At 34.1% G+C, this 22,488-nt stretch carries 22 protein-coding genes; 14 read left to right on the forward strand and 8 right to left on the reverse strand.

The window, feature by feature from the left end; all coding sequences use genetic code 11:
* Positions 1 to 40: 40 nt before the first annotated feature.
* Together MKS83_RS02230 and MKS83_RS02235 are read right to left on the reverse strand one after the other, a co-directional pair.
* Entirely contained in the window at positions 41 to 856 is an 816-nt protein-coding gene (locus MKS83_RS02230) for an enoyl-ACP reductase (RefSeq protein ID WP_100375516.1), read from the reverse strand.
* A 120-nt stretch (positions 857 to 976) separates the two neighbouring features.
* Positions 977 to 1,276: a hypothetical protein gene (locus MKS83_RS02235; RefSeq protein ID WP_100375517.1), complete on the reverse strand. Its 300-nt coding sequence runs from the start codon at positions 1,274 to 1,276 to the stop codon at positions 977 to 979.
* Between the two features lie 140 nt (positions 1,277 to 1,416).
* Here MKS83_RS02235 and MKS83_RS02240 point away from each other — a divergent pair, with 140 nt between their 5' ends.
* On the forward strand, positions 1,417 to 1,977 hold the full coding sequence (locus tag MKS83_RS02240; protein ID WP_240581792.1) for a DNA-3-methyladenine glycosylase I: 561 nt from the start codon (positions 1,417 to 1,419) through the stop codon (positions 1,975 to 1,977).
* Between the two features lie 185 nt (positions 1,978 to 2,162).
* The gene (locus MKS83_RS02245) at positions 2,163 to 2,993 is read left to right on the forward strand and encodes a hypothetical protein (RefSeq protein WP_240581793.1); all 831 of its coding nucleotides are present in this window, start codon (positions 2,163 to 2,165) and stop codon (positions 2,991 to 2,993) included.
* 36 nt (positions 2,994 to 3,029) lie between these two features.
* Here MKS83_RS02245 and MKS83_RS02250 read toward each other — a convergent pair whose 3' ends face one another.
* Both MKS83_RS02250 and MKS83_RS02255 read right to left on the reverse strand, forming a co-directional pair.
* Positions 3,030 to 3,539: a hypothetical protein gene (locus MKS83_RS02250; protein ID WP_240581794.1), complete on the reverse strand. Its 510-nt coding sequence runs from the start codon at positions 3,537 to 3,539 to the stop codon at positions 3,030 to 3,032.
* Between the two features lie 84 nt (positions 3,540 to 3,623).
* Complete coding sequence (locus MKS83_RS02255; RefSeq protein ID WP_240581795.1) at positions 3,624 to 4,478, reverse strand: nucleoside phosphorylase; 855 nt, start codon at positions 4,476 to 4,478, stop codon at positions 3,624 to 3,626.
* 272 nt (positions 4,479 to 4,750) lie between these two features.
* Here MKS83_RS02255 and MKS83_RS02260 point away from each other — a divergent pair, with 272 nt between their 5' ends.
* From MKS83_RS02260 to MKS83_RS02270, 3 genes are all read left to right on the forward strand, one after another.
* Positions 4,751 to 6,577 (forward strand): cytochrome-c peroxidase, encoded by a 1,827-nt coding sequence (locus MKS83_RS02260; RefSeq protein WP_240581796.1) that lies wholly within the window; start codon positions 4,751 to 4,753, stop codon positions 6,575 to 6,577.
* Between the two features lie 227 nt (positions 6,578 to 6,804).
* Positions 6,805 to 8,949, forward strand: a complete 2,145-nt coding sequence (locus MKS83_RS02265; protein WP_240581797.1) for an alkaline phosphatase PhoX — start codon at positions 6,805 to 6,807, stop codon at positions 8,947 to 8,949.
* 51 nt (positions 8,950 to 9,000) lie between these two features.
* Positions 9,001 to 9,900 (forward strand): leucine-rich repeat domain-containing protein, encoded by a 900-nt coding sequence (locus MKS83_RS02270; protein WP_240581798.1) that lies wholly within the window; start codon positions 9,001 to 9,003, stop codon positions 9,898 to 9,900.
* A gap of 3 nt (positions 9,901 to 9,903) precedes the next feature.
* Here the strand turns inward: MKS83_RS02270 and MKS83_RS02275 are convergent, their stop codons facing one another.
* Positions 9,904 to 10,227: a translation initiation factor gene (locus MKS83_RS02275; protein ID WP_240581799.1), complete on the reverse strand. Its 324-nt coding sequence runs from the start codon at positions 10,225 to 10,227 to the stop codon at positions 9,904 to 9,906.
* Positions 10,228 to 10,408: 181 nt separating this feature from the next.
* Here MKS83_RS02275 and gpmI point away from each other — a divergent pair, with 181 nt between their 5' ends.
* The 5 genes from gpmI (at position 10,409) to MKS83_RS02300 (ending at position 15,318) form a co-directional block, all read left to right on the forward strand.
* Positions 10,409 to 11,950 (forward strand): 2,3-bisphosphoglycerate-independent phosphoglycerate mutase, encoded by a 1,542-nt coding sequence (gene gpmI / locus MKS83_RS02280; RefSeq protein WP_240581800.1) that lies wholly within the window; start codon positions 10,409 to 10,411, stop codon positions 11,948 to 11,950.
* Between the two features lie 143 nt (positions 11,951 to 12,093).
* Entirely contained in the window at positions 12,094 to 13,074 is a 981-nt protein-coding gene (locus MKS83_RS02285; RefSeq protein WP_100375527.1) for an acyl-ACP desaturase, read from the forward strand.
* 93 nt (positions 13,075 to 13,167) lie between these two features.
* Positions 13,168 to 13,599: a BT0820 family HAD-type phosphatase gene (locus MKS83_RS02290; RefSeq protein WP_100375528.1), complete on the forward strand. Its 432-nt coding sequence runs from the start codon at positions 13,168 to 13,170 to the stop codon at positions 13,597 to 13,599.
* Positions 13,600 to 13,741: 142 nt separating this feature from the next.
* The gene (gene map, locus MKS83_RS02295; RefSeq protein ID WP_240581801.1) at positions 13,742 to 14,551 is read left to right on the forward strand and encodes a type I methionyl aminopeptidase; all 810 of its coding nucleotides are present in this window, start codon (positions 13,742 to 13,744) and stop codon (positions 14,549 to 14,551) included.
* Positions 14,551 to 15,318 (forward strand): class I SAM-dependent methyltransferase, encoded by a 768-nt coding sequence (locus tag MKS83_RS02300; protein ID WP_240581802.1) that lies wholly within the window; start codon positions 14,551 to 14,553, stop codon positions 15,316 to 15,318. The genes map and MKS83_RS02300 overlap by 1 nt, the downstream gene beginning before the upstream one ends.
* Before the next feature lie 50 nt (positions 15,319 to 15,368).
* On the opposite strand, the gene MKS83_RS02305 is transcribed toward MKS83_RS02300, so the two are convergent.
* The 3 genes from MKS83_RS02305 to MKS83_RS02315 all read right to left on the reverse strand — a co-directional run bounded on the left by MKS83_RS02305 (position 15,369) and on the right by MKS83_RS02315 (position 17,182).
* On the reverse strand, positions 15,369 to 16,073 hold the full coding sequence (locus tag MKS83_RS02305) for a T9SS type A sorting domain-containing protein (RefSeq protein ID WP_240581803.1): 705 nt from the start codon (positions 16,071 to 16,073) through the stop codon (positions 15,369 to 15,371).
* 114 nt (positions 16,074 to 16,187) lie between these two features.
* A complete protein-coding gene (locus MKS83_RS02310; protein WP_240581804.1) occupies positions 16,188 to 16,514 on the reverse strand; it encodes a DMT family transporter in 327 nt (108 codons plus the stop codon).
* A gap of 101 nt (positions 16,515 to 16,615) precedes the next feature.
* Positions 16,616 to 17,182, reverse strand: a complete 567-nt coding sequence (locus MKS83_RS02315; RefSeq protein ID WP_240581805.1) for a Crp/Fnr family transcriptional regulator — start codon at positions 17,180 to 17,182, stop codon at positions 16,616 to 16,618.
* A gap of 310 nt (positions 17,183 to 17,492) precedes the next feature.
* Between MKS83_RS02315 and MKS83_RS02320 the strand changes: the two genes are divergently transcribed.
* The 4 genes from MKS83_RS02320 (at position 17,493) to MKS83_RS02335 (ending at position 22,449) form a co-directional block, all read left to right on the forward strand.
* Positions 17,493 to 18,491, forward strand: a complete 999-nt coding sequence (locus MKS83_RS02320; protein WP_100375534.1) for a LacI family DNA-binding transcriptional regulator — start codon at positions 17,493 to 17,495, stop codon at positions 18,489 to 18,491.
* A gap of 93 nt (positions 18,492 to 18,584) precedes the next feature.
* Positions 18,585 to 19,460, forward strand: coding sequence for a GTPase Era (era, locus tag MKS83_RS02325; RefSeq protein WP_100375535.1), 876 nt, complete (start codon positions 18,585 to 18,587; stop codon positions 19,458 to 19,460).
* A gap of 67 nt (positions 19,461 to 19,527) precedes the next feature.
* A complete protein-coding gene (locus MKS83_RS02330; protein WP_240581806.1) occupies positions 19,528 to 19,956 on the forward strand; it encodes a DoxX family protein in 429 nt (142 codons plus the stop codon).
* A gap of 90 nt (positions 19,957 to 20,046) precedes the next feature.
* A complete protein-coding gene (locus tag MKS83_RS02335; protein ID WP_240581807.1) occupies positions 20,047 to 22,449 on the forward strand; it encodes an alpha/beta hydrolase family protein in 2,403 nt (800 codons plus the stop codon).
* Positions 22,450 to 22,488: the final 39 nt, after the last annotated feature.

The raw sequence follows: 22,488 nt of genomic DNA on the forward strand, positions 1-22,488 counted from the left end.
GGTTTATTATATTAATACTATTGCATACTATTGCAGTATATTAAAAATTTTCAGAATCATATTTACTGATTACTTTCTGAGTAACTCCTGAGCTGCTGAATCCACCATCATGGAAAAGATTCTGCATCGTTACTTTTTTAGTAAGATCTGAGAAAAGTGTAACGCAGTAATCTGCACATTCAAGAGCTGTAGCGTTTCCTAGTGGAGACATATCTTCAGCATATCCCAAAAATCCTCCGAAACCTTTTACTCCGCTTCCTGCAGTAGTCATTGTTGGAGATTGAGAAACCGTATTTACACGTACTTTTCTTTCACCCCAGTAATTTCCGAAAGTTCTGGCAATACTTTCAAGATAAGCTTTATTATCAGACATATCGTTATAATCCGGGAATGTTCTCTGAGCTGCAATATAAGTAAGCGCTAAGATACTTCCCCATTCATTCATACAGTCTTTTTCCCAAGCCACTCTCATCACTTTATGGAAAGAAACAGCGGAAATATCCCAGCCTTTTTCCAACCAGTCGTAGTTCATTTCTGTATAATGTTTTCCTTTTCTCACGTTAATAGACATTCCGATAGAGTGAAGGATAAAATCGATTTTACCAAATTTTGCTATTGCAGCGTCAAAAAGTTTTTCAAGATCTTCAACAGAAGTGGCATCTGCACCAATTACTTCAGACCCGGTTTTTTCTGCTAAACCGTTAAGTTCGCCCATTCTCAAAGCGATAGGAGCATTAGACAAGATAAACTCAGCACCTTCTTCATGACATCTTTCTGCAACTTTCCATGCGATTGATTGTTCATTAAGGGCTCCAAAAATAATTCCCTTTTTGCCTTTAAGTAAACCGTATGACATAATTTTTTAATGTTTATTTACCTACAAATGTAGCAATAATTTGTGTTTAGAGCATAATAAAAACGAAGCCTTCTGTAAAAAAGACTCCGTTTTTTTGAAAATATTTATATAACTGAAATTTTAGTTTGTTTTCTTATTCCATTCTGCTTTTACATCCTCTGCCGCATCTTTGGTTTTTTCCCACGCATCATTGGCTTTGTCTTTAATATCATCCCATGCATCGGAAACATTATTCTTCACTCTGTCAAGCCAGTCTTCCTGCTGTGCTTCCTCATCATTGGCTCTTTTTTCATTAATATAATCTTTTGCCCTGTCTGCCAATTCTTCGACTTTCCATTTTACATTATCTGCCGCATTCTTTAAAGAATTTTCAGTGTTGTTTACTGCATTTTCAGCTTTGTTATACTCTGAATTGTTCATAATATTAATATTTATAGTGTTTGTTGTTATGAAATAAACAATAACCATTCCTAAAACTAGAGCATGATGTTAAATTTTTCATAAACTTTTGTTATCTTTTTACCAACAAACTTATCTTTAAGTTAATAAAATAAACAATTATGAAAAAAATACGTTGCGGATGGTGCGAAAAAGATGATTTATATAGAAAATATCATGATGAAGAATGGGGAAAGCCAATCTTTGATGACGAAACAATTTTTGAGTTTTTAGTTCTGGAAAGCTTCCAGGCAGGGTTGAGCTGGTATACAATTCTTACAAAAAGAGAAAACTTCAGAAAAGCTTTTGATAATTTCGATTATAAAAAAATTGCTGGTTATTCTGATGAAAAAGTAGAAGAATTGATGCAGAATCCGGGTATTATAAGAAACAGACTAAAAGTGTTGGCTACTATTACCAATGCACAGAAGTTTCAGGAAATTCAACAAGAGTTTGGAAGTTTTTCAAATTATATCTGGGGTTTTGTAGACAGGAAGCCAATTGATAATAATCCTAAAACACTGAAAGACGTTCCCGCTACAACAGAGATTTCAGATATCTTATCCAAAGATCTTAAAAAAAGAGGATTTAAATTTATGGGTTCTACTGTGGTTTATGCACATATGCAGGCGACAGGAATGGTGAATGATCATGTGGAAGACTGTTATTTGAGAAAAAGATAAATGAATATTTTCTTACTTTAAATTGTTACGTTTTTAAATTACTTATCAAATGAAAAATGAATAACATAATAAACTGTTTCATTAGAATAATATGTTAAAAGTTGAAAATTCATAAATTTTCTTTATGTTTGAATTGTAATCAAAAAACAAATGTAAAGCATTAAATTTTAAATCAACAAATAACTATGAAACTTAGAATTCTTCTTCTATTCATGTGCATGACCAGCACAAAATTCTTTTGTCAGCAATACTATGGAAAAAATGAGGCAAAAAATCTTCCTAAAGTTGAGTTTCTCTTGGCAGATGGCTCAAAAGTGAATGGCTTTTTCGTGGGATATACCTATCCTAACGGAACTTATCCCGGTTTTTTTGACAAAGATGATATCTATAATTTTGTTTATAAAAAGACAAAAAGTTCAGAAGATGAAAAGTTTGGTGCAAATGAGGTTAAATCAGTAAAAATATTTGATGATTATGATGATGTTACCAATGCAATAGAAAGGCTTGATATGAAATATGTAGATAAAAACGGGGAGGTTACCGATAAAAAAAAGAGATCATTCCAACCGCTGCTCTATGATGGCAAAATACAGATTTTCGGTTCAAACTTGAAGGTTTGTAGTGGTGCTGCCTGTAATTATGTTTATTCTAAATTTTATATTAAAAACGCGAAGGATGATTTTGCCGTAATGCCAGTAGACTACGACAAATTGAGTCTTTTTAACGTAGGTTCCTTATATGACAAAATGATAGAAGCTTTTAAATATGCCGGCAGAAACTGCCCCGAATTTCAAAAATATATGGATAGCTTCAAAGCAAAACTTGAAGATAAAGAATTCAAAAAAGAAATTACCGCAAAGTTTAAAGGAATCAGAAAAAAAGCCTATGAAGATGGAAAAAAATCTAATTTAGGATATAACGGAACTCAGGATTTAATTGGGGAATATATGCTTCAGGCATATTTAGAATTTTATGGTGGTATTATAAGAGAATATGAAAAAAATTGCCCTTATTAAATTAAATAAAAAAGGATTGCTAAAAGCAATCCTTTTTTAACTAGTTTTACTTGTAAAAATCTTTTTTAAATTTTTATAATATTCATTTACTTCTAAAAATTGACTTTCTCTTTCTATAATAAATTCACCTTTTATTTCCTCATTGTTTTTTAGAATAATTCTGTAATAATTATTATTTCCTGAATGATATTTTCTTCCTGTATTATCATAAGACGCTTTGTCTTTATTAAAACCGCGGTAATAACTGGCATCAATATTAATATATTTAATTTCAGAAAAATGAATTTCCCTATTTAAAATAGATATAGCTTTATCTTTTAAATATAGTTTTCCGATTACTTTTCCTGATAGTGGTTCGAATTCATAAGAGTTGTAGATTACTAAACCAATAATATATAAAATGAGAGGAATTAAAAGATAATGAGAATCAATTTTGAAAAGCTGAAATACTGAGAAAATGAAGATCAAAATAAGTAGGGAATAAGTTGGAAAACTTACGTTTTTCCACCATCTTTTGTCCTTTTGATAGACTTTTAATTCAATCATATAAACTGAAATAATGAAAAATTGAGTTTGAGAGTTTATTAAAATAAGTAATCTGCTAACTCTCAAACTTTCAAACTCTTTAGCTTATTTAATAATTCTCTCCAACACCCATTCAATCAGGTTCTTTTCAGAAGCATGATGGTCTGCTGAGAATTCTCCACGCCTTCTGTTGGCTATTACATTGTTTACGGTAATAGCTTTATGTCCTAAAAGTTTAGACAGTGCATAGATAGCAGAAGTTTCCATTTCAAAATTGGTCACTCCAAGATCATTTAAGGTTTCCAAAAACTTGTCATCAACCGCTTTTAAACGAAGCTGTCTTCCCTGTGGTGCATAGAAGCCAGGAAAAGTAGCGGTATTTCCGTGATATTTTGCATCCTTATACAGTTCTCCCAATTCTTCAGCCCAATCGGCAAAATAAAGCATCGGTTTAATTTTAGGATATGGAAACTGCTCCAGGAAATTCTTAGAAAACTCATTTTCAAACTCATAATCCTGGTAAAAATGCATTAACCCGTCCAAGCCAACAACATTTTGGGTAACCAGCATATTATCGACCTGCACATCAGGATTTACACTTCCACAGGTTCCCATCCTGAATAACTGAAGCGCGGAATGTTCTGTTTTAAACTCTTTGTTTTTAAGATCAATATTCACCAAAGCATCAAGCTCGTTCATCACGATATCAATGTTTTCAGTTCCGATTCCGGTTGACATTACCGTGATTCTTTCACCTCTTAAAGTTCCTGTATGAGTATAAAATTCTCTTTTATTTTTCTTAATTTCTACCTTGTCAAAATATTTTGAAACCTTTGCTACACGATCCGGATCTCCAACAAGGATGATCTTTTCAGCAATATCTTCAGGTAAAAGATTTAAGTGATAAACACTTCCATCGTCGTTCAGAACCAGCTCTGAAGCCGCAAGTTTATTTAGCATACAACTGTTTTTTTATAGTTTAAACTGTAATTTGATTCAATCAATTTTAAAATCCGTCCCCAAATATCCTTCATCATTATTTTAAAACCGGTGTCGATAGAGAAATCGACCGCTCACGTATAATGAATTTGATTTCGGGGTTTAAAATTAATAAAAATTCTTTTACAGAAAGACTATTTAAAATCTAAATACTTATCTAAAATATAAATATTAGTTAACCCAAAATTAAAATTGTTGTAATCTGCAGTCAATAGCTTTACAGCTAAAAATTCATGAGATCTTATCCGCTGCTTATTGTGATTCTTTTAATCGGTTTTGCCATCATGTCATTCAATCCCGAATACAAAGGAATTGAAACTGAAAACACCATGATCAATAAAGGGTTAGCTGATTTTAGAACCAAACTTGAACAGCTGAAGTCAGATGCAGATCAGTTTTCTGAGGATAAAATTTCATTGGAAGACCTTCAAAAATCATTAAGAGCGACAAGAAACTCTTTCAAAGAAATTGAATTTTATGTTGCTTATCATTATCCTGAATTTACAAAGTCCAAACTTAACGCAGCTCCTTTATTTCACATTGAAGCAGCAGGAACAAAATCATATACACTTCCTCCTGAAGGATTGCAGGTCTTGGATGAACTCATATTCTCTGATGAAGCGGGAGAACAAAAAGAAGAGATAAAGACGATTACCAATTTTTTATACAACAGCTTTGCAGGTTTTTACTTAAACTCAGTTAAAAATGGACTAAGTAAAGGTAATAACAGAACATTCCCCTTAAGAATTGAGCTCATCAGGATTTATAGTTTGGGTGTTACCGGATTTGATACTCCGGGTTCACTTAATGTCTCTGAAGAAGCCAGTCATGCTTTTTTAGGAATGAAAAAATACATCAATGATGATGCTTATTTTAAAAACTATACGATTCAAAAGGCAAATTCAATTCTTGCAGAAGGTATAGAATATCTTTCTAAGAATAATAACTTTGAAACCTTTGACAGGATAGAATTTTACAAAAAATACATCCAGCCTTTATATGAGGAATTTGGAAAATGGGATGGAAGAAGTGACGATCTTAAAGAGTTTTCAGGATGGAATGTTAATAATAAAAACATTTTTAGCAGCGATTTTTTAGATCCTTACTTTTATACGCTGCTGAAAAAGGAAGAAGATAATGCTGATCTGAGAAAGCTGGGAAAAGAGATTTTCTATGATCAAAACTTAAGCAGCAATGGGAAAATGAGTTGTGCAACCTGCCATTTACCTGAAAACGCATTCACGGATTTAAAAGCGAAATCTCAGAGCAATGTTGAAGGAAAGACTGTGTTGAGAAATTCACCTTCTTTATATAATGCGGTTTTTGCAAAAAGATTTTTTTATGATTTAAGAGCTTTTTACCTTGAACAGCAGGCAGAGCATGTGATTTATAATGAAGATGAATTCAATACAAACTATGAAAGCATCATTCAAAAATTAAAAACAAAAAAGGAATACAAAAAAGCTTTTAAAGCAGCTTTTAAAAACGGAGACGTGAGTAAAGAAAACTTTTCCAAAGCGTTAAGCTCTTATGTGGCATCATTATATTCTTATGAGAGCGATTTTGATCAATTTATGAGAAATGAAAAGGGAATTTCTTCAGATGCCCAAAAAGGATTCAATCTGTTTATGGGAAAAGCCAATTGCGCTACGTGTCATTTTGCACCTAATTTTTCAGGATTAGTTCCGCCATTTTTTAATGAAAATGAGTCTGAAGTGTTAGGAATCACCAAAAAGCCAATCAGTCAAAAACCTTTGGAACTGGATACAGATAAAGGAAGAATAAACAGCCCTGTAAAAAAGGAAAATTCATGGATTTACGAAAACTCTTTTAAGACAGTTACAGTAAGAAATATTGCCTTAACAAAACCCTATTTCCATAACGGTGCTTTTAACACACTGGAAGAAGTTCTAGATTTTTATAACGAAGGTGGAGGAGAAGGGCTTGGACTAGAAGTAAAGAATCAAACATTAGCTCCAGATAAACTGAATTTAACACCTACAGAAATAAAACAGATCATTGCTTTTCTGAATTCTTTAACGGATGTAAGCAAAAAATAAAGTCAATTATCAGTTTTTATTATAGTAAACAGCCTGTATTTAATTCTAAATGCAGATTGTTTTATTTTAAAATTCACAACGTTTAGATTTAATTAACACTCCGTTAATTTGATTAACATTAGGTTTTCGATTAATTAATATTAGGTGATGCTGATTTAAAGTCTTATTAATAAGGGCTTCGAAGCAATAAAATAGCTTTGCAGTGTCTAAAAAATCGAAATTTAAAAATGAAAAGAAAATTACTAACAGTTGCAGTTCTTGCATTGATGACGGGTACTGTGTTTCATGCACAGACTTTTGTCTTTAACAAAAATTCCGCTTGGAAGTACAATGATGCTAATACAGCATTGGCAGATCAGTGGAAAGATACCAATTTTGATATTTCTACCTGGTCACAGGGGAATGGACCTCTTGGATATGGGGATCCGGTAACTACAACAATTAATAACAGTCTTATTACAGCTTATTTTGCTAAAGATTTTACAGTAAATCTGAGTGATCTTTCCGATACAATGGAACTGGGAGTGATGAGAGATGACGGAATCGTTGTCTATCTGAATGGCCAGGAAGTCGTAAGAGATAATATGCCGACCGGAACAATTGCATTCAGTACTTTATCCAGTACAACCATTGACGGAGCAGCAGAAAGTGTATACAATGTATTTTCTATCCCAAAATCTAAATTTGTAAACGGAAACAACAGAATCTCTATTGAATTGCATAACAGAGGCGCAACGAGTTCTGATTTAAGAATAGATGCTTACCTGAAAACTGTTGTATCAACAACTCCGGTACCATGCAATGCGAATCATATCAGTTGCTTTACTTCTATTGTTCCTACAACTCAGACCAACAAATTGATTATTCCGGTAGAACATAACTATCAGCTGATTTTAAAAGAAGGTGATAACTATACAGAAGGAGGAGGATTAGTAGGAGGACAAAATGACTTTACGGCTTATGTTCCGAAAAACGGAAGCTCTACAGACGGATATCTTTCTGTAAATCACGAAACAAATCCGGGAGGGGTGACTATGGCTGAACTTAATTATAATACTTCTACCAAGCTTTGGCAGCTAACAAGATCCAGAGCCGTAAGTTTTTCTGCTTCAAGTCTCGTTCAGACGATCAGAAACTGTTCAGGAGGTATTACACCTTGGGGAACAGTCGTTACAGCTGAAGAGCAAACCACTTCAAGTGATGTAAACGGAGATGGAATGAAAGATTACGGATGGTTGGTAGAAATTGATCCTGCAACCGCTCAGGTAGTGTCTCAAAATGCTGACGGTTCTAAAGGTAAACTTTGGCAGATGGGAATCATGAATCACGAAAACGTGGTGATCAATAGTGCAGGAACAACAGCTTATTACGGGGAAGACGGAGGTACTCACATGGTATATAAATATGTAATGGATACGCCAAACAATCTTTCATCAGGAAATTTATTTGTTTTAAAACTAGATCAGGGATTAAGTAATGGAGATCCTGTTGTAACTACAGCGACATGGGTTCAGGTTCCTAATAAAACAAAAGCAGACCAGAATAATACAACGGCTTTAGCACAATCTTTAGGAGGAACTTCTTTCAACGGAATCGAAGATGTTGATATTAGTCCGATTGACGGCAAAATATACTTTACGGCAAAAGGATTGAATAAAGTGTACAGATTACAGGATAATGGAACTACAGCTTCAAATGTTGAAACTTTTGTAGGAGGTCTTACAACAAATTATTCATTTACAACGGCACAGGGAACAAAAACGGAAGCATGGGGAGACGGAAACGACAACCTTACATTTGATGAGCTTGGAAACCTTTGGGTACTTCAGGATGGTGGGAAAAATTACATCTGGGTAATTGCTCCGGATCATACTCAGGCCAATCCAAAAGTAAGATTATTCGCGTCTATGCCTGCAGGTTCAGAACCAACCGGTCTTACCTTTACACCGGATCATAAATTCGGATTCTTCTCTATTCAGCACCCGGATTCTACGATCTCTACAGATATTGATGCTACAGGAAACACCATCAATTATATTGGAAAATCCGCAACAATCGTAGTCGCTCTTAAAAATAATTTAGGAACTGCCGGATCTTTAGGAACCAGTGAAATACATACAGAAACTGAAGTAACCGTTGCTCCAAACCCGACCTCAGGAATGGTGAAGATCAATTCTCCAAAAGGATTGAAAAACATGGCGGTAACAGCTTACAGTATGGATGGTAAAATTGTGTTCACTCAGAAATTCTCAGGAACAAACAATGCTTTAAATTTAGACTTTACGAAGCAGCTTGAATCTTCAAGAGTTTTGATTTTAAATATTGAAGCGGATGGAGGATTCCAGAAAACACTAAAACTATTGAAAAAATAATCTTAATAATCTGAGCTGCCGGTACATGAATTACCGGTGGCTTTTTTATCTATGAAAAAAATCTTTTTTTCTGTTTTTATATTTGTTCTTTCACAAGCAAAAGCACAGATTGATCCTGTAAAATATCCGACTTATACCAACTTGGAAGATGCCTTAAAAAGTGACCAAACTATTTACAGTATGAGCTTCAGAGGGAAAGCAATGTTTAACCTTCCGCCCGAAATTCAGCAGTTACAGTCAATTTTCTTTCTGAATTTAATGGAAAATAAGTTCGAGAAAATGGATGAGTCAATTTTTGCATTAAAAGAATTAATGATTCTAAATCTGAACGAAAATAGTATTAAATTCATTCCTGATGAAATTGCAGGACTTCAGAAATTGGAGAGCTTTTCGATCAATTTAAATGAACTGACAAACATTAATCCAAATCTGGCGAAACTTCAGAAATTAAAAGTGATTCATCTGGATGCCAATAACCTGAACGTATTTCCTGAAGCGTTACTAAAAATTCCGAGTCTTGAAGAAATTAATTTGCAGGGAAATCAAATCAGTTTTATTGCTCAAGATCTGGATGAAATTAAAAATTTAAAATCATTAAACTTAGCCACAAATCAAATCAAAGACTTAGGAAACTTAGAATTTCCGCAACAGTTAAAATATCTGGAATTACAGCAAAACTCCATATCAAAACTTCCTGAAGACTTGTTTCAATCAAAAAATCTGGAATTTTTAAATGTAAGTCAGAATAAGATCAAAGAAATTTCACCTAAAGTAAAGGGTTTGAAAAAAGTGGTCAGTATGAATCTGGCCAATAACGATTTAAAAGATCTTCCTGCTGAGTTTTCTCACCTGAAAAATCTTAAAACGCTAATCTTAACGGGCAATCCAATGGAGAAATCAACCATTGAAAAACTAAAAGCCATGATGCCGGAAACCCAAATTTATTTCTAAAATTTACCCGCCGACTCTTTTAGTTTTATATCCCATTTCCTTAAGAATATTCATTATTTTATCACGATTATCTCCTTGAATAATAATCGTTCCGTCCTTTTCAGAACCACCTATTCCAAGAGTGGTTTTTATCTTTTTTGAGATTTTCTTAAGCTCTTCCTCACTTCCTTCCCAACCTTCAACAATCGTTACAGGCTTACCGTTTCTGCCTTTTTTCTCAAACTTGCACACCAAGGGTTCTTTCTGCTTGAACTGCTCTTCAGGCATCTCAAAATCCTGCTCATCATGATCAGGAAAAAGGTTCTTTAATTGATCTCTTAAATCCATGAAACAAAATTAATGATTTTTGAGAATTGTCTTTCAATTTGTAAGTGGAATTTTCAAATCTTGAATTTTTGTTCTTTTGTCGCAAGACAAAAGAAAGATTATCTTTTTAAATAAAATTTAAGGCAGTCAATGCTTCCATTCATTTCAAAATAAATAAATTTGTACTACAAAAGTTTACATAATGTCGAAAAAAGCAATATTGGCAATCCTTGACGGATGGGGATTGGGAATGAATCCTGACGTTTCAGCAATTGATAAAGCAAACACACCATTTATAGATAACTGTCTTAAAAATTACCCTCATACAACGCTTGAAGCGAGTGGTTTAGCGGTAGGTTTGCCGGCGGGGCAAATGGGGAACTCTGAAGTGGGTCACATGAATCTGGGAGCAGGAAGAGTCGTTTATCAAAACCTGGTAAAACTGAACATGGCGGTTGAAAATGGAACTCTGGGACAGGAAAAAGTTATTCAGGATGCCTTTGAATATGCTAAAAAAGAGAATAAAAAAGTACACTTTATCGGATTAGTTTCCAATGGAGGAGTACATTCACATATCAATCACCTTAAAGGTCTTTTAACAGCAGCTCATGAATCCGGATTGAATGAAAATGTTTTTGTGCATGCTTTTACAGACGGACGTGACTGTGATCCGCATTCCGGAAAAGGTTTTATTGAAGAACTTCAGCATCATATGGAGTCTACTACAGGAAAACTTGCAACCGTTGTCGGAAGATATTACGCCATGGACAGAGATAAAAGATGGGAGCGTGTAAAACTGGCTTATGATGCATTGGTAGAAGGAGTTGGAGAACAATCTACAGATGCTTTGGCTTCGATTCAGAAATCGTATGATAATAATGTAACGGATGAGTTTATTAAACCTATTATTCTGGTCAATACAACGGAAACAGGAAATGTAGTTCCGGTTGCTAAAATTATTGATAATGATGTGGTAATCTGTTTCAATTTCCGTACAGACAGAGGTCGTGAAATTACAGAAGTGCTTTCTCAAAAGGATTTCCCGGAATATTTCATGAGAAAACTTAATCTTTATTATATTACATTAACGAATTACGATAAGACTTTCCAGAATGTACACGTTGTTTTCGATGAAGAGGTTTTACATGACACTATGGGAGAAGTTTTGGAAAGAAATCATAAAACACAGATCAGAATCGCTGAAACTGAAAAATATCCTCACGTTACCTTCTTTTTCTCAGGAGGGCGTGAAGAAGAGTTTGTAGGAGAAAGAAGATTACTTTGTCCGAGTCCGAAAGATGTTCCTACTTATGATCTAAAACCGGAAATGTCTGCTTATGATATTACCAATGCTATCGTTCCTGAACTGGAAAACGGAACTGCCGATTTTGTATGCTTAAATTTTGCAAACACAGATATGGTAGGTCATACCGGAGTTTTTTCGGCAGCAGTAAAAGCAGCGGAAGTTGTAGATTCTTGTATCGAAAAAGTAGCTACAGCGGCTTATGAAAATGGTTATGCCGTTTTTATTTTGGCTGACCACGGGAACTCTGATGTAATGATTAACCCGGATGGAACTCCAAATACACAGCATTCTACTAACCTTGTTCCATTTATCATAATGGATAAAGACCATACCTGGAATCTGAAACCCGGAAAATTAGGAGATGTGGCCCCGACTATTTTAAAAGTAATGGGAATAGATGCTCCGGAAACTATGACGGGAGATATTTTAGTAAGCTAAGAATAATAATATTATCAAAAAAATGCCGTTATTGCTTTAATAATGGCATTTTTTATGATTAATATCAGAAAGAGTTAACATAATATTATGTCTTAAATAATAAATAATATCATATCTTTGTAAATTAAATTTAAATTCATATAATGTATCAAACGCTTGTAAGGAAAGAAGTCATGGGAATTTTGGGAAAAGAAGTAAGTTCTTTTCTTGATAAATTTTTAACGCCGATTGAAAAAATATGGCAACCCTCAGACTATCTTCCGGATCCTTCAAGTGAAGATTTTAAACACGATTTAGAAGAAATCCAGACGTTTGCCCGTGAAATGCCTTACGATCTGTTCGTAACATTAATTGGAGACTGTATCACTGAAGAAGCTTTACCTTCATACGAATCTTGGTTAATGGGAGTAGACGGAATTGATCAGGAAGAAAAAGAAATCGGATGGGCAAATTGGGTAAGAGCATGGACTGCTGAAGAGAACAGACATGGAGATCTTTTGGGAAAATACCTGTATTTGTGCGGAAGAGTGAATATGAGAGAAGTAGAAATTACCACTCAATATCTTATTAATGACGGCTTCGATTTAGGAACAAGCATGGATCCGTATAGAAATTTTGTATATACCAGTTTTCAGGAAACAGCAACCAATATTTCTCACAGAAGGGTAGGTACATTGGCAAAACAGTCCGGGAACGGAAAATTAGCTAAAATGTGTGGAGTAATTGCAGCCGATGAAGCAAGACACGCAAAAGCTTATAAGCATTTCGTTGCAAAAATTTTGGAGATTGATCCTTCTGAAATGATTTTGGCATTTGAAGATATGATGCGTAAAAAAATCGTTATGCCTGCTCACATGATGAGACAGTCTGGTCAGAAAGCAGGAGAGCTTTGGGGACATTTCTCAGATGCTGCCCAAAGATGCATGGTGTACACAGGACAGGATTATATCAATATATTAAAAGATTTGTTGGATGAATGGAAGATTGAACATGTAAAAGGTCTTAATGAAAAAGCAGAAAAAGCCCAGGAATACTTAATGAAACTTCCTGCAAGACTTCAGAAAATTACAGACAGAATTTCAACACCTGACTTACAATTCCAGTTCAATTGGGTGAAAAGTTAGTTCCATATTCATTTAATTATAAAGTTAGGAGTGCTAAGTATTTTTTAGCACTCTTTTTATTTCTTATCTTTGCAAATCTAAATCATAATCGAAATGATGAATAATAAAAAAATTGCGGTTGATTTTGACGGAACGATTGTAGATGATGCGTATCCGGCGATTGGAAAACCGAAAATTTTTGCTTTTGAAACGTTAAAAAAACTTCAGGCTGAAGGGTACAGACTTATTTTGTGGACCTACAGACACGGAAAGACTTTGGACGAGGCTGTAGAATTTTGCAGAAAAAACGGAATCGAATTTTACGCCGTTAATTCCAGTTTTGAAGGAGAGGTTTTTGATCAGGAAACACAATCCAGAAAACTAGATGCAGATTGGTTCATCGATGACAGAAATATAGGTGGTTTTCCGGGATGGGGAGAGATCTATAACATCATTCAGGAAAGAATAGAGTTCCGTGTAGAAGGCAAAGAGGTTTTGGCTTATTCAAAACTAAAAAAGGAAAAGAAAAAAGGATTATTCTGGTAGAATTATAAAAGTTAGAAGCTATATATTAGAAATCAGTTTTTAATGTTTAGCCTAATATGATTTGATCCGAATATAATTTTAGAATTGGAAGTTTAGAACAAAACGAACTTCTGACTTCTAATCTCTAACAGCTAAAATAAAAATGATTCAATTAAAAACAATAGACGAACTACGTCTTATGAAGCAGAGTGCTCAGTTGGTTTCAAGAACATTAGGAATGTTGGCCAAAGAAATCAAACCGGGAATTACCACTTTGTATTTAGATAAATTAGCGCACGATTTTATTAAAGATCACGGTGCAGAACCTGCATTCTTAGGGTATGGAGGTTTCCCTTATTCATTATGTATTTCACCAAATGAGCAGGTTGTTCATGGTTTTCCTAGCAAAGAAGAAATTAAGGAAGGAGATGTACTTTCTGTTGACTGTGGAGCTATTTTAAATGGTTTCGTAGGAGATCACGCTTATACTTTCGAGATCGGTGAAGTAAAACCTGAAACGAAAAAATTACTTAAAGTAGCTAAAGAATCCCTTTATAAAGGAATTGAGCAATGCATAAGAGGAAAAAGAATCGGGGATATTTCTCATGCGATTCAGGCTCATTGTGAAAAAGAAGGATACGGCGTGGTAAGAGAACTTGTTGGCCATGGTGTAGGAAGAAAAATGCATGAAGATCCACAGGTTCCGAACTATGGAAGACAGGGAAGCGGAAAAGTAATCAAAGATGGCTTAACCATTGCTATTGAGCCCATGATCAATCTTGGAACAGAAAAAGTAAAATTCCATAATGATGGCTGGACAGTAACAACGTTGGATAATCAGCCTTCTGCTCATTTTGAGCATGATGTGGCGGTCATCAACGGAAAACCTGTATTGCTTTCCACGTTCCAGTATATTTATGATGCTTTAGGTATTGTAAGTGATGAAGAAAAGCCATTCCAATTGGATTTTTAATGAAAAAAGTAACGAAGCTTTTATTAAATAAAATTCCGCGTCCCTTACTTATAAAAATGAGTATTTGGGCACGTCCGCTTATTTATCAGTTTTTTAAAGGAAACAATTTTTATGATCCTATTGATGGCAAATCCTACCGTAAGTTTCTTCCTTACGGATATGGAAAACAGCGTGAAAATGCATTGTCTCCGGGAACTTTAAGTTTAGAAAGACACCGTCAGATGTGGCTGTATCTTCAGAACGAAACAGATTTCTTTACTAAGAACTACAAAGTTTTGCATATTGCTCCTGAACAGGAATTTTTAAGAAAGTTCAAGAGAATGACTAATCTGGATTATATTTCTGCAGATTTATTTTCTCCGATTGTAGATGTAAAGGCAGACATTTTAGACCTTCCTTTTGCTGATGAAAGCTTTGATATTATTTTTTGTAACCATGTTCTGGAACATATTGAAGATGATGCAAAAGCGATGAGTGAATTATACCGGGTTTTAAGACCGGGAGGATGGGGAATTTTACAGGTTCCGATGAAGAATTCTTTAGAAAAAACCTATGAAGATTTCTCCATAAAAGATCCTAGAGAACGTCAGAAACATTTCGGACAATATGATCATGTTCGTTGGTACGGGATGGACTATTTTGATCGCTTGCAAAAAGCTGGTTTTGATGTAGAACCTAATTTTTACTCTCAGAAATTCTCAGAAGAAGAAATTAAAAAATACGGGTTAAGACATAATGAAATCTTACCTGTAGTTTCTAAAAAATAAAAAACGGCTTCAAAATTTGAAGCCGTTTTTTATTGACTGAAGCTGAAAATCTATTTCTTGATAAACAATTCAGGTTTGGAATTCTCCACACTTAAAATATAATGTCCCTTTTGAAAATCGGTTGTATTTACCTTTAAGGCTTTATCAGGAGATAACGTCTCAAACAGAAGCTTTCCAGACATATCATAAATTTTAACCTTTAAATTTTTTTCTAAATTTTCAATGATTAAAAAATCGTCCACAGGATTGGGATAGATGGTAAATGTTTTCTTAAGAGTATTTTCTTTTATTCCTAAAAATAAGGAGTTGTTATAAAATACCTGAGTTCCTGAAGGGTTTGTGACAATAAGAGTTTTTGATGTTCCGTTAGTTAAAATCTGATAAGTATAAATTGTTCCTGGTAGAGCATAACTTATATAAAAATCGCAATTTTTTTGGTCATATTCCTGAACAGCTGTCATATTTACTCCCCAATAATCGGCTAATGTACAGCCTCCGCCGATTTTAGTAAAGTTATTTACTGAAGTGGAGAATGTAATATTTGTTTGTGCGGTATTAAAATATCTAGATGCAAAGTAATAATTAGAGTTATTTTGAATAAATGTAGATGGAGAAAGGGCATTTGCCATGGAAGGAGTCGTTACCGTCTGTCCATTGGTTACAATCTGTGAAATATACCAATCATTAGTAAAAAGCTCCGAGTTTTGAGCAGATAAAAATATACTGCAAAATAAAAGGAATAAAGTTTTTTTCATGGCTAATAATTTTACCAAATTTAAAATAAAAAATGCATCTGATCAATAAAAACCGCTTTAATAGACTGAAAACGGTCGTATTTTTACTTTAATTATGGAAAATCATCTTTCAATTTAATGAGAAACCGCTTTCAGTCCAATTACAGAGCCGATTAAGGTAACAATAAAGAAAATCCTCCAGAAGCTTACCGGGTCTTTAAAAAAGAAAATCCCCATTAATGCGGTTCCTACAGCTCCAATTCCGGTCCATACAGCGTATGCGGTTCCTATCGGTAAGGTTTGTGTAGCTTTGATCAACAACACCATACTGATGGTCATCGTGATCAGAAATCCGGTAAACCAAACATACATGGGAGTGCCCGTTGTTTCTTTTACTTTACCTAAACATGAGGCAAATGCAACTTCAAATAATCCTGCGATAATTAAGATAATCCAATTCATTTTTCATTGTTTTCTGCTGCAAAGTTCAGAATTTTATCAGAGTTTACATTTTACATTTGTTAAAAAACAAAATAAATTTAAGCTACATTTTATTAAAAATCCTATTTGATTTCAGCCCGGATCCGGCTCAGACTGACCTGGGTGATTCCGAGATAAGAAGCAATATAACCAAGTTGAACACGTTTTAAAAGATGGGATTTGTACCTCATAAGATCTTTATAGCGTTCTAATGCCGTTTTAAATTGTCTGGAAATAATTAACTCCTCAGTTTTTACTAATTCTTTTTCTGCAAATTTTCTTCCCCAGTTGGCAATATGAATATCCTGGTTAAACAGCTCTTTTAAATGAATGGTTTCCAGCTTATATAAATCGCAATCCTCCAATGATTCTATATTTTCATATCCCGGCTTATCTTCCACGTAGCTTTTCATCGAAATAACAGTTTCTCCTTCACTTCCAAACCAAAAAGTAATATCATTATTATCTTCAGTAGATGCATAGGCGCGTACAATTCCCTTTTTAACAAAATAAATATAAGGAACGATTTTTTGCGCTTCCATTAAGCAGGTTCCTTTTGAATGGGAAACTTCTGTAATATGTTTTTTTAAGTTTTCCCGGGAAGAATCGGGAAGAGGATAGATGCGGTTTATGATTTCATCAATATTCATAATAAGGACTTCAATATCATCAAAAATATTAGTTTTTAAAAAGAATTAAAAAAAATATTTACAATAATTGAAGATAAACGTTTAAGGTAAATTAGACATTTTAAAAATACGGATGTCGCTTTCTAGCTTATTATCAAAATAATGATTTTTTATTATATTTGTAAATAGGTGTTTATTAAGTATTTAATTGTGCGGAAGGAGAGGTTTTTAAAATTTGCGAAAGTACAATTATTTATTAAATACTCAAAGAAAATACCTGTTGTTTATTAATAATTTAATAGAATATTTTTGTTTTTCCTTAAACTATATAATGAAAAGAGCTTCCATAAAAGATATCGCTAGAATCGCAGGTGTTTCTGTTGCAACAGTTTCTTATGTCCTTAATAAAAAAGAAGGTAGTAGAATAAGCCAACAAACTAAAGAAAAAATCTTAGAAATTGCAGATTCTATCAATTATGTTCCTAATAAAATTGCTAAAAGCTTAAAAATGAGCCGAAGCAAACTGATAGGACTAATTTTAGCCGATATTTCAAATGGATTTTATTCTACAATGGCTCGTTGTATTGAAGATGAAGCCATAAAACTGGGATATACTCTTCTTATCGGAAGTTCCGATGAAAACCCTGAAAAATTCAAACAATTAACCGAACTTTTTGCTGAGCACCAGGTTGACGGAATGATTGTAGCTCCAATTATAGATTCTAATGATACTCTGAAAAAGCTCATTAAAGATGAATATCCTGTGGTTACCATTGACCGTTATCTTAAGGATATTCACTTGCCGGGTGTTCTGGTGAATAATTTTGAAGTCTCTGAGCAGGTTTTTGATTTTCTGAAAGCTAAAAATTTTGAAGAAATCCTTTATGTAGGATATAATACTGAGGTTCCCCATCTTCTGGACAGACAATACGGCTTTGAAAAACATTTTCCGGAAAGCGGAATCAGCTACAAAAAGGTGTTGGTAGGAATGGAAAACAGAAAAGAGGAAATACATAATGCTCTTGAAAAACAGCTCGATCTTTCTAAGCGAACAGCCGTTTACTTTACAAGTAATAAGCTTGGAATTGCTGGAATGAGCTATTTTATTAAACATCACATTAAAGTGCCTGAAGATCTTTCGATGATTACCTTTGATGAAGCAGAAGCCTATGAGCTTTTCCCGATTGAGCTTACTTACGTTAAACAACCATTAAAAGATATGGCAAAAACAATCATAAAACTGATTGATGATGAAATCACCTGTTATAAAAAAAATAGTGAAAGAGTCACCTTCAAAGCCAAGCTCATTCATAAAGATTCGGTGAAATAGAATAAGTATTTAACAGTTTTTACAGAGAAGTTTTCTATTAATCGGGAAAGACGGTTTTGTTTTAGTAACTTTGCAGTCCGTAATATAATTTTTATGCACAAAGCAGGATTTGTAAATATAGTTGGAAAGCCCAATGCCGGAAAATCTACACTGCTCAACCAGTTGATGGGAGAGAAGCTGGCAATTGTTACCCAAAAGGCTCAGACAACACGTCACAGAATTTTTGGAATTTATAACGAAGAAGACCTTCAGATCGTATTTTCAGATACTCCCGGAGTTCTGGATCCTAAATATGGCTTACAGGAAAAAATGATGGATTTTGTGAAAGATTCTTTACAGGATGCCGACGTTTTTCTTTTTATTGTCGATGTAACCGATAAAGCAGAACCTTCAGAATTCTTAATTGATAAGCTGAATAAAATTCCCGTTCCTGTTTTATTATTATTAAATAAAGTAGACCAGACCAATCAGGAAGGATTGGAAAAACTGGTTTCAGAATGGCATGAAAGAATTCCTAAAGCCGAAATCTTACCTATTTCTGCATTGAATGCCTTTAATACAGATGTTATTCTTCCGAAATTAAAATCAATGCTGCCGGAAAACCCTGCGTATTATGATAAAGATATGTACACAGACAAACCGGAGCGTTTCTTTGTAAACGAAGCCATCAGAGAGAAAATTCTTTTGAATTATGAAAAAGAGATTCCATACTCTGTAGAAGTGGTCACAGAAATGTTCAAGGAAAAAGAAGGCATTATTTTCATTGATTCGATTATATATGTGGAAAGGGATACTCAGAAAGGGATTATCATCGGTCATAAAGGGGAAGCTATAAAAAAAGTGGGAACGGAAGCCAGACTGGATCTTGAAAAGTTCTTTGCCAAAAAAATCCACCTGAATCTTTTTGTAAAAGTGAAAAAGGATTGGCGAAAAAACGACAGGGATCTTAAAAACTTCGGATACAGATAGACTAAAAATTCAATATTCATCGTTATATTAGAAGATTTTTATTATCTTTAAATTAAATTAATATTGAATGAGCTACTCAAACTCGAAAACTACTCCTATCTATGTAGACTTAGTTTTATTAGTTGTAAGAATATTTATTGGTTTTGCAATGCTATCTCATGGTTTCCCAAAACTTCAGCAATTGTTGGAAGGTGGCGAAATAAAGTTTTTTGACTTCATAGGACTTGGACCTAAAATTTCGTTAATTTTAACCGTATTTGCAGAGTTTGTTTGTTCCATTCTTATAATTTTAGGACTTTTTACAAGATTTGCTACCGGATTTTTAATTTTTACAATGGCCATTGCAGCTTTTGTTGTACACGGAGCAGATTTATTTGAAAAAAGAGAATTAAGCTTATTATATCTTTCTGTCTATTTATTGATTATTTCTTTTGGAGCCGGTAAAATCTCCGTAGATTATATGATCGAAAAAAGAAAAAGGTCTTCAGATTGGTAATCTTTAGTATAAAAATAACAAGAAGCAGGAAATATTTCCTGCTTTTTTTATGTCATTAATTTCGTTAAATTCGTAAAAAATGAAATTATAATGAAGATAAAACTAACAATCTGTCTTCTTGCGTTTCTTAATTTTTATAATGCGCAGGAAAATATTACCTATCAAAAACCTTCACCGGAAATTTTAAAACTGGCTGATTATGAAAGACCACCAAGTGTTTTAATGAACAGCAAAAAAGACTGGATTGTTTTTACCTACCGTCCGACGTATAAAACCCTTGAAGATTTAAGCCAGCAGGAGATGAAACTGGGAGGACTGAGAATTAATCCTGTTACCAATATTTCAAGCAGTATTACCTATCTGAATAACCTTAAAGTAAGAAAAACGGCTGAGAAGAATGAAATCCAGGTAAAGAACCTTCCTTCGAATGCGAAGATTGCCTATACCTCTTTCTCGCCGGATGAAAAGAAATTTGCTTTCACCAATACAACCGGTAAAGGAGTAGAGCTTTGGATTGTCGACCTGGAAACTGCTACTGCCAAAAAAGTCACTGCAGATAACCTGAATGCTAATTTGGGTTCACCATATGTTTGGCATAAAGATTCTCAGAATCTACTGATCAAAACATTGTCACAGAATAGGGGAACTTTAATTGACTCCAGTAAAGATCTGCCGACCGGTCCCATTGTTTCCACTTCAGATGGAAAAGTTTCTCAGAACAGAACCTATCAGGACCTTCTGAAAAACCCTCAGGATGAAAAGAATTTTGAAATTCTCACTTCTTCAGATATTTACAAAGTTGACCTTAATGGAAACCTGAATAAAATAAAAGAAAAAGATATGTATGCCGGATTGAGCTTTTCACCGGACGGGAACTACTTAATGACAACGACTATTAAAAAACCATTCTCTTATATCGTTCCTTTAAGCAGGTTTCCAATGACTACAACGGTTTATGATAGCAATGGAAATGTGGTGAAAATAGTTAATGAAACTCCGTTGAACGAAATTATGCCGAAAGGATTTTCTTCAGTAAGAACAGGAAAAAGAGATATGGGATGGAGAAGCGATATGCCTGCAACTTTGGTATATACAGAAGCTTTAGATGGAGGAGATCAATCAAAAACTGCGGAATACAGAGATGAAATTTTCACTTGGGAGGCTCCGTTTACTTCTGCTCCTAAGTCTTTCTTCAAAACAAAACAACGATATGAAGATATAAGCTGGACCAATGATCATTATGCGATTGTTCATGAATCGTGGTATGATACCAGAAATACAAAATCGTTCTTAGTAGATCTCAATACCAATGAATCTAAAGTGATTGATGACCGAAATTATCAGGATGTTTACAGTGATCCGGGGAATTTTAACACCACTAAAAATCAATTTGGAAGAACAGTTCTGGACTTAAAAGGAGGTAAGGCCTATTTAATCGGAGCTGGATTTACAAAAGACGGACAGCATCCTTTCATTGATGAAATGGACATTAAAACTTTGAAGAAAAAAAGATTATATACTTCCAATCTGAAGAATGAAAAAGAAGAAATAGTTGATATCTTAAATCCTTTCAAAGGTGAAATTCTTACGATACAACAATCAGCAAGCCAATATCCGAATTATTTTAAACGAAATATCAAATCTAACAAAACAGAATCGGTAACCAGCTTTGCCAATCCTTTTGAAAGTATAAAGGATGTATATAAAGAGGTGATTACCTATAAGAGAAATGACGGTGTGACCCTTTCAGGAACGCTTTATTTGCCAGCAAATTATGACAGAAAAGCTAAGAAAGAAAAACTTCCTTTATTGATTTGGGCATATCCTACAGAGTATAAAGACAAAAACACAGCAGGACAAAGCACGCAAAACCCAAATGACTTTACTTTTCCATATTACGGTTCGTTTGTGTATTGGACCACAAAAGGATATGCCGTGTTGGATGATGCCGCTTTTCCGATTATCGGAGAAGGTAAAACAGAGCCGAATGACACCTTTATTCCTCAATTGGTAGCGAATGGAAGGGCCGCAATAGACGCAGTAGATAAACTAGGATATATTGACCGAAATAAAGTGGCAGTAGGTGGTCATTCTTATGGTGCATTTATGACAGCCAATCTTTTGACCCATTCTAAAGATTATGCCTGCGGAATCGCAAGAAGTGGAGCCTATAACAGAACACTCACTCCATTTGGATTCCAAAGCGAGCAGAGAAATTACTGGGATATTCCTGAAATATACAATGCCATGTCTCCATTTATGAATGCCGATAAAATGAAAACGCCATTATTGTTGGTTCATGGGGATGCAGATAACAATCCCGGAACTTTTACTTTGCAAACGGAAAGATATTTCCAGGCACTGAAAAATTTGGGAGCTCCTGTAAAGATGGTTCTCCTTCCAAAAGAAGCTCACGGATATGCTGCCAAAGAAAATATTTTACATTTGCTTTGGGAACAGGATCAATTCTTGGAAAAATGTCTGAAGAAATAATAAATCATAATAAAAAACTCGTTCTTTTTGAACGAGTTT

The sequence above is a fragment of the Chryseobacterium sp. Y16C genome (assembly GCF_022488405.1).
Taxonomy (GTDB): Bacteria; Bacteroidota; Bacteroidia; order Flavobacteriales; family Weeksellaceae; genus Chryseobacterium; species Chryseobacterium geocarposphaerae.

Coding starts and splice junctions, on each gene's coding strand:
- MKS83_RS02320 (WP_100375534.1), top strand. CDS start 17,493: ATGAAAAGAGCTTCCATAAAAGATATCGCTAGAATCGCAGGTGTTTCT.
- MKS83_RS02270 (WP_240581798.1), top strand. CDS start 9,001: ATGAAAAAAATCTTTTTTTCTGTTTTTATATTTGTTCTTTCACAAGCA.
- MKS83_RS02305 (WP_240581803.1), bottom strand. CDS start 16,073: ATGAAAAAAACTTTATTCCTTTTATTTTGCAGTATATTTTTATCTGCT.
- MKS83_RS02240 (WP_240581792.1), top strand. CDS start 1,417: ATGAAAAAAATACGTTGCGGATGGTGCGAAAAAGATGATTTATATAGA.
- MKS83_RS02310 (WP_240581804.1), bottom strand. CDS start 16,514: ATGAATTGGATTATCTTAATTATCGCAGGATTATTTGAAGTTGCATTT.
- MKS83_RS02275 (WP_240581799.1), bottom strand. CDS start 10,227: ATGGATTTAAGAGATCAATTAAAGAACCTTTTTCCTGATCATGATGAG.
- MKS83_RS02235 (WP_100375517.1), bottom strand. CDS start 1,276: ATGAACAATTCAGAGTATAACAAAGCTGAAAATGCAGTAAACAACACT.
- MKS83_RS02250 (WP_240581794.1), bottom strand. CDS start 3,539: ATGATTGAATTAAAAGTCTATCAAAAGGACAAAAGATGGTGGAAAAAC.
- MKS83_RS02315 (WP_240581805.1), bottom strand. CDS start 17,182: ATGAATATTGATGAAATCATAAACCGCATCTATCCTCTTCCCGATTCT.
- gpmI (WP_240581800.1), top strand. CDS start 10,409: ATGTCGAAAAAAGCAATATTGGCAATCCTTGACGGATGGGGATTGGGA.
- MKS83_RS02230 (WP_100375516.1), bottom strand. CDS start 856: ATGTCATACGGTTTACTTAAAGGCAAAAAGGGAATTATTTTTGGAGCC.
- MKS83_RS02330 (WP_240581806.1), top strand. CDS start 19,528: ATGAGCTACTCAAACTCGAAAACTACTCCTATCTATGTAGACTTAGTT.
- MKS83_RS02335 (WP_240581807.1), top strand. CDS start 20,047: ATGAAGATAAAACTAACAATCTGTCTTCTTGCGTTTCTTAATTTTTAT.
- MKS83_RS02300 (WP_240581802.1), top strand. CDS start 14,551: ATGAAAAAAGTAACGAAGCTTTTATTAAATAAAATTCCGCGTCCCTTA.
- MKS83_RS02265 (WP_240581797.1), top strand. CDS start 6,805: ATGAAAAGAAAATTACTAACAGTTGCAGTTCTTGCATTGATGACGGGT.
- MKS83_RS02290 (WP_100375528.1), top strand. CDS start 13,168: ATGATGAATAATAAAAAAATTGCGGTTGATTTTGACGGAACGATTGTA.
- map (WP_240581801.1), top strand. CDS start 13,742: ATGATTCAATTAAAAACAATAGACGAACTACGTCTTATGAAGCAGAGT.
- era (WP_100375535.1), top strand. CDS start 18,585: ATGCACAAAGCAGGATTTGTAAATATAGTTGGAAAGCCCAATGCCGGA.
- MKS83_RS02245 (WP_240581793.1), top strand. CDS start 2,163: ATGAAACTTAGAATTCTTCTTCTATTCATGTGCATGACCAGCACAAAA.
- MKS83_RS02285 (WP_100375527.1), top strand. CDS start 12,094: ATGTATCAAACGCTTGTAAGGAAAGAAGTCATGGGAATTTTGGGAAAA.
- MKS83_RS02255 (WP_240581795.1), bottom strand. CDS start 4,478: ATGCTAAATAAACTTGCGGCTTCAGAGCTGGTTCTGAACGACGATGGA.
- MKS83_RS02260 (WP_240581796.1), top strand. CDS start 4,751: ATGAGATCTTATCCGCTGCTTATTGTGATTCTTTTAATCGGTTTTGCC.